Origin of the sequence: Streptomyces sp. NPDC020996 (genome assembly GCF_040641355.1) — a bacterium.
Lineage (GTDB): Bacteria > Actinomycetota > Actinomycetes > Streptomycetales > Streptomycetaceae > Streptomyces.
This window is the reverse complement of record NZ_JBFADM010000018.1, coordinates 111,301-122,015: the sequence shown is the minus strand read 5'-3', so window position 1 is coordinate 122,015 and position 10,715 is coordinate 111,301. Positions and strand designations below refer to the sequence as shown.

At 71.1% G+C, this 10,715-nt stretch carries 11 protein-coding genes; 5 read left to right on the top strand and 6 right to left on the bottom strand.

The genetic code is table 11. The annotated features are described in order from the left end of the window. Window positions 1-418 precede the first annotated feature (418 nt). The gene (locus tag AB0G63_RS15930; protein ID WP_360750180.1) at window positions 419-1,207 is read right to left on the bottom strand and encodes an IclR family transcriptional regulator C-terminal domain-containing protein; all 789 of its coding nucleotides are present in this window, start codon (window positions 1,205-1,207) and stop codon (window positions 419-421) included. Window positions 1,208-1,360: 153 nt separating this feature from the next. Between AB0G63_RS15930 and AB0G63_RS15925 the strand changes: the two genes are divergently transcribed. The 3 genes from AB0G63_RS15925 to AB0G63_RS15915 are packed head-to-tail and all read left to right on the top strand — an operon-like array spanning window position 1,361 to window position 5,281. Beyond that, the gene (locus AB0G63_RS15925) at window positions 1,361-2,440 is read left to right on the top strand and encodes a homoserine dehydrogenase (RefSeq protein ID WP_360750178.1); all 1,080 of its coding nucleotides are present in this window, start codon (window positions 1,361-1,363) and stop codon (window positions 2,438-2,440) included. After that, window positions 2,433-3,872, top strand: a complete 1,440-nt coding sequence (locus AB0G63_RS15920) for an aldehyde dehydrogenase family protein (RefSeq protein ID WP_360750176.1) — start codon at window positions 2,433-2,435, stop codon at window positions 3,870-3,872. The genes AB0G63_RS15925 and AB0G63_RS15920 overlap by 8 nt, the downstream gene beginning before the upstream one ends. Next, window positions 3,869-5,281, top strand: a complete 1,413-nt coding sequence (locus AB0G63_RS15915) for an aspartate ammonia-lyase (RefSeq protein ID WP_360750174.1) — start codon at window positions 3,869-3,871, stop codon at window positions 5,279-5,281. The genes AB0G63_RS15920 and AB0G63_RS15915 overlap by 4 nt, the downstream gene beginning before the upstream one ends. Here the strand turns inward: AB0G63_RS15915 and AB0G63_RS15910 are convergent. The 5 genes from AB0G63_RS15910 to AB0G63_RS15890 all read right to left on the bottom strand — a co-directional run bounded on the left by AB0G63_RS15910 (window position 5,244) and on the right by AB0G63_RS15890 (window position 9,263). Then, a complete protein-coding gene (locus AB0G63_RS15910; protein WP_360750172.1) occupies window positions 5,244-5,723 on the bottom strand; it encodes an Lrp/AsnC family transcriptional regulator in 480 nt (159 codons plus the stop codon). The genes AB0G63_RS15915 and AB0G63_RS15910 overlap by 38 nt on opposite strands. Before the next feature lie 69 nt (window positions 5,724-5,792). Beyond that, window positions 5,793-6,554 carry a cyclase family protein gene (locus AB0G63_RS15905; RefSeq protein ID WP_360750170.1) on the bottom strand — a complete coding sequence of 254 codons (762 nt, stop codon included), beginning with the start codon at window positions 6,552-6,554 and terminating at the stop codon, window positions 5,793-5,795. Between the two features lie 15 nt (window positions 6,555-6,569). Continuing rightward, complete coding sequence (locus tag AB0G63_RS15900; RefSeq protein ID WP_360750168.1) at window positions 6,570-7,241, bottom strand: HAD hydrolase-like protein; 672 nt, start codon at window positions 7,239-7,241, stop codon at window positions 6,570-6,572. After that, window positions 7,238-8,692 (bottom strand): amino acid permease, encoded by a 1,455-nt coding sequence (locus AB0G63_RS15895; protein ID WP_360750166.1) that lies wholly within the window; start codon window positions 8,690-8,692, stop codon window positions 7,238-7,240. The genes AB0G63_RS15900 and AB0G63_RS15895 overlap by 4 nt, the downstream gene beginning before the upstream one ends. 118 nt (window positions 8,693-8,810) lie before the next feature. Next, window positions 8,811-9,263 carry a hypothetical protein gene (locus AB0G63_RS15890; protein WP_360750164.1) on the bottom strand — a complete coding sequence of 151 codons (453 nt, stop codon included), beginning with the start codon at window positions 9,261-9,263 and terminating at the stop codon, window positions 8,811-8,813. Window positions 9,264-9,496: 233 nt separating this feature from the next. Between AB0G63_RS15890 and AB0G63_RS15885 the strand changes: the two genes are divergently transcribed. Next, complete coding sequence (locus tag AB0G63_RS15885; RefSeq protein ID WP_360750162.1) at window positions 9,497-10,264, top strand: IclR family transcriptional regulator; 768 nt, start codon at window positions 9,497-9,499, stop codon at window positions 10,262-10,264. A gap of 104 nt (window positions 10,265-10,368) precedes the next feature. Beyond that, on the top strand, window positions 10,369-10,596 hold the full coding sequence (locus tag AB0G63_RS15880) for a DUF1707 domain-containing protein (protein ID WP_360750160.1): 228 nt from the start codon (window positions 10,369-10,371) through the stop codon (window positions 10,594-10,596). Window positions 10,597-10,715: the final 119 nt, after the last annotated feature.

Here is a 10,715-nt window from a genome sequence, read left to right as displayed (position 1 = left end):
ATCGCCTACTGATCCTCACGCAGGCGGCGGGGCGCGGGGGGCCGGCCGGGGCGGCGGCCGCCCCCCCCCCCACCCCGGCGCGGGGGTTGGGGGGTGAGGCCCCCGCCGCGGGGGCCCCGCCCACCCGGGGGGTGGGGGTTTGGGGGCGTGCCGCCGGGGGGCCCCCCCCTACCCGGGGGGCCCCCCCGCCCGTCTCAGGTGTCCGGGCGACTGCTCGCCGGCTGCCCGCCGGCCTCACCCGCTGGGCTGCCACCGCCGCCGGATCAGCGACCGAATCGTCTTCGACGAGCTGCTCCACGTCCTCCGACCGGAACCGCACCGTGGAAAAGCTGGGCAGATACAGCACGCCCGTGGCTGTCAGCCGACCCGGAACCGGCTCAGAAACCGGCCCGAGATCACTTTCAGCCACGTCGGCGGATCAAGGCGAAGTCCTCGGCCCGGCGTCGATGAGCTGCTCGAGAGTCGAGGCCGCGGCTGTCAGATCGGTGCGGATCGCGGCCTCGTGGGGTTGCAGGTCCGGTTGCCTGCCGAGTACCGCGATGGCCGCGAAGATGCGTGAGCGGCGGTCGCGGACGGGCACGGCGTACTCGGTGATCCCATGCTCGAACTCGCCGTGCGCGGCCACCATGCCGGTGGGCCGGTCATGGTCGTTGGCCGCGATCAGCTCCTGCGCGGAGTGCGCCGCGTTCGGTCCGCCGACGCCGATCAGCTCGTAGTCCGCGAGAAGGTCCGCGAGTTCCTTCTCGGTGTGGTCCATGAGCAGCGCGCGTCCCGCCCCGGTGCACCAGCAAGGGGTGATCAGGCCGGCCGGGGCCTGCCACTGTCCGGCCGCCGACTCCCTGCGCAGCAGCCTGACGAGGGCACCGTCGCGGACCGACAGGCGGGCACTCGCGCCGTACCGGATCGCGAGCCGCCGCAGGACCGGGCGGCTGCGGCCGAGCACGCCCTGGTGGAGGGCTTGGGCGAGGGAGAAGAATCCCGGGCCGACGCGCAGTGTGGAATCCTCACGGCGTTCCAGAAAGCCCCGGTCGCACAGTTCCTGAGTCATCCGCGAGGCTTTGCTGCGGTCGATGCCGAGTTCGTCGGCGAGCCGGGCGACGTTGAAACCGGCCCGGCCGGACGTCTCCCTCTCCACAACCGTGTCGATGATCCGCAGGCCCGTGGCCAGCGAGGAGGCAGCACCGGTTCTGGGTTCCTTCGCTGTCACATCCGCACTATAGCCAGCTGATCGTCGCGGCCCGCAGGACGAGTGGCCGCGGGGCCGTGCACATCGACATGGTGAGCGGTCGGATCGGCATGGCGGCGGTGACACACGCGGCGGCGAGGCTGAGCCGCGTCCCCGTACGAGAGGAACAGACCGATGACCCGATACGACCTCGCCCTGATCGGATTCGGTGGCGTGAACCGAGCGCTCGCCGAACTGATAGCCGAGCGCGGCAGCGAACTGGAGGACGAACTCGGTTTCGACCTGCGGGTGGTGGCCATCACCGACCTGAGGGCAGGCTCGCTGGTGCGCCCCGATGGCATCGACCTCGCCGCACTGCTGGCGACGGCCCCGGGAGAGCTGGACTTCTCCACTCTCGAGGGTGGCAGCTGCGAGCCGCGCAACCAGCAGGTGATCCAGGACGGGCCGGGTGACATCGTCGTCGAAGCCACCTTCACCAACCCGGCTGACGGCGAGCCCGCGCTCTCGCACGTGCGCTGGGCCCTCGAAGCGGGAAAGCACGTGTGCACCACCAACAAGGGCCCGGTCGCGCTGCACGGCCGGGTACTCAAGGAACTGGCCGCCCGGCACGGGGTCGGCTTCGAGTTCGAGGGATCGGTGCTGAGCGGGACCCCGATCCTGCGGACCGCCGGTCGTCTGCTCGCCGGTCTGCGCGTCACCGGGGTCGAGGGCATCATGAATGGCACCTCGAACCACATCCTGGGCCGTCTCGAGGAGGGTGTGGACTTTCCCGAGGCGGTCAGGGAGGCCCAGGCGCTCGGCTACGCCGAGGCCGACCCCACCGCGGACGTCGAGGGCCACGACGTCCAGCTCAAGGTCATGATCCTGGCCAACGAGGTGCTGGGCGCCGACCTGCGCCGGGAGGACGTCCGGTGCGGCGGGATCTCGCATCTGACCCCGGCCGACATGCGCGACGCCGCCTCGCGGGGCCTCAGGTGGAAACTGGTCGGCCAGGCCACCCGCCGCGAGGACGGCTCGGTCGACGCGCGGGTGGTGTCGGCCGCGCTGCCGGCCGACCACCCGCTCGCGGCCGTCTCCGGGCCGACGAACGCGGTCGCCTTCCACACCGACCTGCTGGGCACCGTGACCGTCTCCGGCCCCGGCGCCGGCCGTACCGAGACCGCGTACGCGCTCGTGTCCGACATCATCGCCATCCACCAGCGGCACGGCGCCGCCGGGACCCACCACCTCTCCAAGGAGTCCTTCCGTGGCTGAAGCCCTGCTCACCCAGCCCCCGGCCCGCCGCCTCGACAGCGACGACAAGGGCTTCCTGGCCGTGCACAACCCCTACACCGGGGAAACCATCGGATCGGTGTGCGTCACCGCCGCCTCCTCTGTCGAGGAGGTCATGGTCCGGGCGCGCCGCGGACGTACCGCCGCCGCGGCCATGTCGCGCGCGGCCCGTGCCGCCGTTCTGGAACGTGCGGCCCGGCTGCTGGACCAGCGTGCCGAGTCCTTCGCCCGGCTGATCACGGCCGAGGCGGGCAAGACCCTCGTCCAGGCCCGCAAGGAAGCCGCCCGCGCCGTGAACACCCTGGCGCTCTCCGCCGCGGAGGCGCGCCGCAACGCGGGCGAGGTGATTCCCTTCGACGCCTACGCCGGTTCCGAGGCGCGCCAGGGCTGGTTCACCCGGGAGCCGCTGGGCATCATCGCCGCGATCACCCCGTACAACGATCCTCTGAACCTGGTCGCGCACAAGCTGGGCCCGGCCGTCGCCGGTGGCAACGCCGTCGTCCTCAAGCCGTCCGAGCTCACCCCGCTGTCGGCGCTGCGGATGGTCGACACCCTCGTCGAGGCGGGCCTGCCGCAGGATGTGGTCACCGTGGTCAACGGCGGTCGTGAGCTCGGTGCCGCGATCGTCGCCTCTCCGGAGGTGCGCATGGTGTCCTTCACCGGTGGGTTCACCACCGGCGAGGCCATCGCGCGCTCGGCCGGGCTGAAGAAACTCGCCATGGACCTCGGTGGGAACGCTCCGGTGCTGGTGCTGGCCGACGCCGACCTGGACCTCGCCGTGGACGCCTGCGTCTCCGGCGCGTTCTGGGCCGCTGGCCAGAACTGCATCGGCACCCAGCGCATCCTGATCGCCCGGGAGCGTTACGCAGAGTTCCGCGACGCGTTCGTGGCGAAGACCGCACGGCTGCGCACCGGCGACCCCTGCGACGAGCGCACCGACGTCGGCCCCATGATCACCCCCGCGGCGGCGCTCACAGCCAAGGCGAAGACCGACGCGGCCCTCGCCCGGGGAGCCGTGCTGCTGTGCGGGAACGAGATCGACGGCAGCCTCTACACCCCTACGGTGCTGGAGAACGTGCCCGCGGACAGCGCCCTGTACCGCGAGGAGGCCTTCGCCCCGCTGGTGGTGCTCGAGGCGGTCGACTCGTTCGAGGAGGGGGTGGCCCGCGCGAACGAGATCGACTTCAGTCTCCACGCGGGTGTCTTCACCTCCAGCCTGGACCACGCGATGGCCGCGGCCCGCCTGCTGGAAGCGGGCGGGGTCATGGTCAACGACTCCTCGGACTACCGGTTCGACGCCATGCCGTTCGGCGGGTTCAAGTACGGCAGCATGGGCCGGGAAGGCGTACGGTTCGCCTACGAGGAGATGACGCAGCCCAAGGTCGTGTGTGTCAACCCGGCGGCCGGCCGGTGACAGCCACGGAACGGGACGAGTTCCGCACGGAGCGGGACTCCCTGGGCGAGCTGGCGGTCCCCGCCGACGCGTACTGGGGGGTGCACACCGCCCGCGCGCTGGAGAACTTCCCGATCAGCGGGATCCCGGTCGGCGCGCATCGCCACCTCGTGGTGGCGCTCGCCCAGGTCAAGCATGCGGCGGCGCTGGCCAACAAGGAGATCGGCGTGCTCACGCCGCTCAGGGCGGAGGCCATCGAGGCGGCCTGCCGCGACATCGCCGCGGGCCGCCACCACGACCAGTTCTGTGTGGACGTCATCCAGGGGGGCGCCGGCACGAGCACCAACATGAACGCCAACGAGGTGATCGCGAACCTCGCCCTGGAGCACATGACCTTCGAGCGGGGGCGGTACGACGTCATCTCCCCCCTCGACCACGTCAACCGCTGTCAGTCGACCAACGACGTCTACCCGACCGCCGTGAAACTCGCCGTGAGCGCCGCGCTGCGCGAGCTGACGGGCGAACTGGAGTCGCTCTGCGGCGCGTTCGCCGCCCGGGGCGCCGCGTTCGGACACGTCGTCAAGGTCGGCCGGACCCAGCTCCAGGACGCGGTGCCGATGACTTTGGGCCGGGAGTTCAACGCGTTCGCGGCCACCGTGGCCGAGGACGTGGCCAGGATCGGCGAGACCCTCCCGCTGCTGGCCGAGACCAACCTGGGCGGGACCGCGATCGGCACCGGCGTCACCGCGGAACCCGGCTACGCCGATGCCGTGCTGCGGCATCTGAGGCAGCTGACCGGCCTGGAGTGGACCGCGGCCGCCGACCTGGTCGAGGCCACCTCCGACACCGGCGTGTTCCTGCAGGTGTCAGGGGTCCTCAAGCGCACCGCGGTCAAGCTGTCGAAGATCTGCAGCGATCTGCGACTGCTCTCCAGCGGGCCTCAGGCGGGCTTCGCGGAGATCAACCTGCCGCCGCGCCAGGCCGGTTCGTCGATCATGCCGGGCAAGGTCAACCCCGTGATCCCCGAGGTCGTCAACCAGATCGCCTTCGCCGCCGTGGGCGCGGACGTCTCGATCGCCATGGCCGCCGACAACGGGCAGCTGCAGCTCAACGCGTTCGAACCGCTGATCGCACATCTGCTGCTGCGGACCGCCGCATGGCTGACCCACGGTTGCACGGTGCTGCGAACGCTGTGCGTGGACGGCATCACCGCCAACGAGCAGCGGCTGGCACAGCAGGCCACCGCTTCGGTGGCGGCGGTGACCGCGCTGACCCCGCACATCGGCTACGAGGCAGCGGCCCGGATCGCGAAGCGCGCGCTGGCGTCAGGCGGGGCGGTCGCGGACCTGGTCGCGGAGGAGGGGCTGATGGACAGGCACCTCGCGGCGCGGCTCATGTCCCTGAACGTGAGGGTGACCGCGGGCGGTTGACCACCTGCGACAAGGTGAGCGCGGTCACCGTGTCGCGTACTCCGGGCATCTGGGCGATGTGCTCCCAGATGCCCCGTACGCGTTCCAGCGAGGCGGCCTCGATGCGCACCATGAGGTCGAACTCGCCGCTGAGCACGTCGCAGATGACGACTTCCGGGATGCTCTTGAGTGCGGCCAGGACGTCTCCGCCGCGCATCCGGTCCTGCCGGTACACCAGGACGAACGCGGAGGCGGTGTCCTGGCCGTCGTCGGCCCCGCCGCCGCGGACGATGGTGTAGCCGCGGATGTGCCCGTGGCGTTCCAGTCGGTCGATCCGCTGCCGCACGGCGTTGCGCGACAGCAGCACCCGATGCCCGAGTTCGGCGTGGGAGAGCCGGGCGTTGCGGGTGAGCTCATTGATGATCTTCTGGTCGATCGCGTCGAGATGCCCGGGCCGTTCCATCGGCGGTGTCCGTTCCTCGCGTGGCGAAGACCCCGGCAGAGGGGTGTCCGCCGGGGTCTCGCAGTGGGTTCAGCTGGTGGGGCAGAGGGCGAAGACGCGGGCGGGGAAGCCCGATCCGCCCTGGGGCTTGGGCCAGGTGGCCACGATCAGTGCGCCGGCCTCGGGGACCTGGTCGAGGTTGGCCATCAGCTCGATCTGCCAGCGGTCCCGCTCCAGTACGTACCGTTCGAGACTGAAGTCCCCCGCGGAGGTGGCGAGGCCGGGGTCGGTGTCGGTCTGCTCATGGCCTATCGCGGTGACCTGCGCCTGCTCGAACAGGTAGCGCAGCACCTCCGCCGACCAGCCCGGGGCGTGGCTGATGCCCGCAGCGTCCTTGTTGGCCATCGCATCCCTGTCGGGCCAGCGCCGGCCCCACCCGGTCCGCAGGGCCACGAACGCTCCGGCGGGGATGCTCCCGTTGCGTTCTTCCCAGGCGGCCACATCCGCCGCGGTGGGGGTGGCGTCCGGGTCGGCTTCGACGCGCTCGGTGATGTCGAGCACCACCAGCGGCAGGATCATCTCGTCGACCGGGATCCGGTCGAGGGTCCGCCCCCCGGCCACGAAGTGCACGGGCGGGTCGACGTGTGTCCCCCACTGCCCGACGATCGTGTACCGATGGACGTTGAACCCGTCGCCACGTGCCATGTCGAACACCATCTCGCGCCGCTCGTCGGGGAACGCGGGAAAATGAGGCTGTCCCGGATGGAAGCCGTGCGTGAGGTCGACGCCGGCCGTCTTCGCGGTCAGTTCCCGGAACGCGGGCCACAGCCCGGGTTCGCCGCTGGTGATCATGAACTCGTTCTCCTGTCAGTTGACTTGTCCGGCTGTGACGCCGGTGAGCAGCTCGACAAGGCCGGCGGGGGCTGCGACCGACGCGATGGCACCCTCCGACTCCGACGTGCCGCCGTATCCCCACAGCACGTGGACGGCGGGCACGCCTTCGGCGGCGGCGCTGGTGACGTCGTAGGACCGGTCACCGACCATGAGCGGCCGGGAGGTGTCGACACCCAGCTCCCGCAGCCGCTCCAGGCATGCGCGGATCACCTGTTGCTTGGTGGTGCGCCCGTCCTGGTCGCATATTCCGCACACCGCCTCGAGGCGGGTGTCCAGGCCGTAGTGGCGCACGAGCCGCAGGGCCTGGTCCTCGACCTTGGACGTGGCGACCGCCATCGGCAGGCCGGCGGCCGCGAGCGCGTCGAGCGTCTCGGGGATCCCGGGGAACAGCGCGCTGTCCAGCAGTCCGTGCTCGGCGTAGTGCGCCCGGTAGGCCCGCAGCGCCAGGGCGGCGCTCGCCTCGTCCAGGCCGACCACCCGCCGGAAGGACTCGTACATCGGTGGCCCTACGAAGGACCGCAGGGTGTGCTCGTCGGGGACGGCGGCGCCGACGCCGCGCAGTGCGGCGGCGGCGCCGGCGGTGACGCCCGGGGCCGAGTCGACCAGGGTGCCGTCCAGGTCGAGCAGGAGGCAGGTGGGCCTCATCGGGTGGCCGCCTGCGTCCGGAAACGGAGTCGCAGGAAGAAGTACAGGTAGCAGGCCGCGACGAACGGGATTCCGAAGTACAGGGCGGCGACCTGGGTGGGGTCCATCGCGACCCCCACCAGCGCGACCAGGCACAGCGCGAAGGCCGCGACGGGCACCACAGGGTAGAGCGGCGTCCGGTAGGCGAGCGAGCCGATCTCTCCGCCGTCGCGCAGGAAGGCCCGGCGGTGGAAGAACTGCGACGCCGCGATGGACATCCACACCGCCACGGCGGCGAAGCCTGCGATCGAGACCAGCACCAGGTAGACCGTCTGGGCCGCGACCACGCTGCTGAGCAGGGAGGCCAGCCCGCCGAGCATGCTCACCACGAGCGCGGTCATCGGGATCTGCCGCTTGTTCAGGCGACGCAGGGCCTTGGGGGCGTGCCCCTCGTCGGCGAGGGAGAACAGCATGCGGGCGCAGGAGTACAGGCCGCTGTTCCCCGCGGACAGCAGCGCCGTGATGATCACGAAGTTCATGATGTCCGCGGCATAGGGAATGCCGATGGCGGAGAAGACGGTGACGAACGGGCTCTCGTCGAGGCCGACCTTGTGGTACGGGATCATCGCGGCGATGACCGTGATCGAGCCGACGAAGAAGACGAGCAGCCGGAAGACCGTTACGCGCAGAGCCTTGGGGACCGCCCTGGTCGGGTCGTCCGTCTCGCCGGCGGCGACACCGATGAGCTCGGAGCCGGAGAACGCGTAGAACGCGGCCAGCACGGTGACCAGGATTCCCGACATGCCGTGCGGGAACAGGCCGTTCGCGGTGTGGAAGTTCTGGAACAGGGTGGGGAACGCGTGGTGGCTGTCCGCCAGCGGATGGAACCCGGCGACGGCCGCACCACCGAGGACGATGAGCGCGAGCACGGCGATGACCTTGATGAGGGAGAACCAGTACTCGGTCTCGCCGAAGACCCGGGCGGAGATGGCGTTGACGGTGAAAACCACCGCGGCGAAGATCACGCACCATATCCAGACGCTCACGCCGGGGAACCAGCGCTGCATGAGCAGCCCGCACGCGGTGAACTCCGAGCCCAGCGCGACGGCCCAGGTCAGCCAGTACAGCCAGGCGGTGGTGAAGCCGGTGGCGGGGTTGATGGACCGGGAGGCGTAGATGTGGAACGCGCCGGAGACGGGGTAGGCGACGGCGAGTTCGCCCAGGCAGGTCATGACGAGGTAGACGACGAACGCGCCGACCAGGTAGGAGAGGACGGCGCCCAGCGGGCCGGCCTGGGCGATGGTGTACCCGGAGCTGAGGAACAGCCCGGAGCCGATGACGCCGCCCATCGCGATCATGACGAGGTGGCGGGTCCCCATCGAGCGGCGCAGCTCGCCGCTCGGGGGCTCGGGGGCGGGGCGGGGCGATCTCTCGGTGCTCGGGGAGTCGTCCGGTGTTGTGGAGATGGACATGACGTGTCCTCACGGGAGCTGTGGTGGGGAGCGGGGCATGGCGGGGGGTGCCAACTCTTCTGTGGGGGGCGTGCCCTGGGGGGTGGGCACGGTTCGACTGCTGTGGAGCTGGCGGGGATTACCCGCCGGTGACGAGTTCGACGGGGGCGGAGAGCTCGACGACCGGGACCTCCCACGGGTGGGCGTCCACGATCCGGGACAGGACGTGCGACAGCTCGTCCTCGGCGACCGAGGCGTCGATGTACATGGTGACGGTCAGGGTCGGGGAGAGGGTCTGCTCGCCGACCTCACCGAGGGTGGGGGCGGCTCCGAGGCCCGTGGTGAAGCCTTCGGCACCGATGCCTACTTCGAAGACATCGGTGTAAAGACCGAAGTCTCCGAGGCACGGCGACGTCTCCACGATGCGGAGCAGGTCGGCCAGGGACTCGTCTGCCCGCAGCACCTCGACGTTGCCCGCCGCTACGAGGGCCAGTGTCTGGGGGGAGACGGGCCAGTACACCTTCAGCGCCCGCGCCGAGCGGCGGCGGATCAGGACGTGGGTGCGCTGCTGGGTCGTCATGGTCGAGGTCATGCCTGCTGTGATCCCTTCTCGGACACCCCGGGAAGGGGCAGCTCTGGGGTGGCCGCCCGCGGAGATCCCGGGGCGGAGGGGATGCGTCAGATGCTAGAAGTGCATTAACCGCATGACAAGATGTGAATGAAGCACAATTTTGCCTGGCTGGGTCGCCCAGTAGAGTGCTCGCGCCAGCCGAACCGAGAAGACGCCGCACAGCGAGTGCGGCCCGCAGGGCGTCCGAGGGAGCCATGGAGCAGTCGAGCATGGGCAGAGGGCTGGACATACTGGTGGCGCTGGCGCACCGGACGGCCGAGGGCCTGCGGGGCACCTCGGTCGCCGACCTGGCCCGGGAGATGGACCGCGACCGCAGCCAGCTCTCCCGCAGCCTCGACGCCATGGCCCGGGAGGAATTCGCCGTGCGCGAGCCCCGCTCGGTGTCATTGCACTGGCGGCTCTACGCCGACGCACTCGACGTCACCGCGCACCGGCTGCGAACGGACGGGCACACGGCACTGGAGGGCATGGTCGGCGAAACCGGCGAGAGCTGCTATCTCGGGGTGCTCGCGGGTGACACGACCGTGACCATCGCCGAGCGGGTGCCGCGGGGCAGCAAGCAGGTCGGCTCGTGGATCGGCCGCCCGTACCCGGCGTACTGCAGCGACTGCGGACAGGCCCTGCTGGTCGACGCCGACGACGAGGAGATCGCGTCGGTCTTCGCCCGCACCGAGTTCCTGCGGCACGGCCCGAACACGCCGGTCGACCTGGACGACTTCCGGCGCAGACTCGCCGCGACCCGCACGCGCGGGTACTCGATCGTGGACGAGGAGGCGGAGCCGGGCCTGTACTCCGTGGCCGCGCCGGTCCGCGACTTCCGCGGCGAAGTCGTCGCCGCGCTCCAGGTCGTCGGCCCACGCACCCGGCTGGCCCCCGCGACCGACGCCTGTGCCGACTCCGTTCTGCGCTGGGCGGACTGGCTGGAGAAGACGCTCCGTGGGGACACGCCCGCGTTCCCATGACCGGCGCGGCGGCCGGCCCCGCCCGGGCCGTTCGTCGAGGAGGGCCGAAGCCGGTACCGGACCGGCACGCAGGCGGCCGTCCGTCAGCCCCTGGCGACCGCTCTATGGCCGTGCGGCGCCCGCAGGAGGCGTTCGCCGAAGGGCTCATCTCGCACGAGGAGTTGGACGAACGTCTCCACCAGGTACTCACCGCGAAGGCGCACAGCGAGCTCGTGTCGGCTCCGGCCTCGCTCCCGGAGGACCACCCAGGCACCACGTCGACGCCCGCCGTCGCCGGCGGACGGATCCGGCGGCGCGGCGCATGGCACCCCTGCACCAGCCGCCACCTTTAAGGCCGTTCCCGAGCAGCGACCGAAGCGTTCGTCGGTCGCTGCCCCTTCGGTCGCTGCTACCCCGCAGCACCAGACGCGGCGCCTGCAGGCCCGTCCGAACCCGCGGGAAGCCTACGCCG

Coding starts and splice junctions, on each gene's coding strand:
- AB0G63_RS15925 (WP_360750178.1), top strand. CDS start 1,361: ATGACCCGATACGACCTCGCCCTGATCGGATTCGGTGGCGTGAACCGA.
- AB0G63_RS15910 (WP_360750172.1), bottom strand. CDS start 5,723: ATGGAACGGCCCGGGCATCTCGACGCGATCGACCAGAAGATCATCAAT.
- AB0G63_RS15905 (WP_360750170.1), bottom strand. CDS start 6,554: ATGATCACCAGCGGCGAACCCGGGCTGTGGCCCGCGTTCCGGGAACTG.
- AB0G63_RS15900 (WP_360750168.1), bottom strand. CDS start 7,241: ATGAGGCCCACCTGCCTCCTGCTCGACCTGGACGGCACCCTGGTCGAC.
- AB0G63_RS15895 (WP_360750166.1), bottom strand. CDS start 8,692: ATGTCCATCTCCACAACACCGGACGACTCCCCGAGCACCGAGAGATCG.
- AB0G63_RS15890 (WP_360750164.1), bottom strand. CDS start 9,263: ATGACCTCGACCATGACGACCCAGCAGCGCACCCACGTCCTGATCCGC.
- AB0G63_RS15885 (WP_360750162.1), top strand. CDS start 9,497: ATGGAGCAGTCGAGCATGGGCAGAGGGCTGGACATACTGGTGGCGCTG.
- AB0G63_RS15880 (WP_360750160.1), top strand. CDS start 10,369: ATGGCCGTGCGGCGCCCGCAGGAGGCGTTCGCCGAAGGGCTCATCTCG.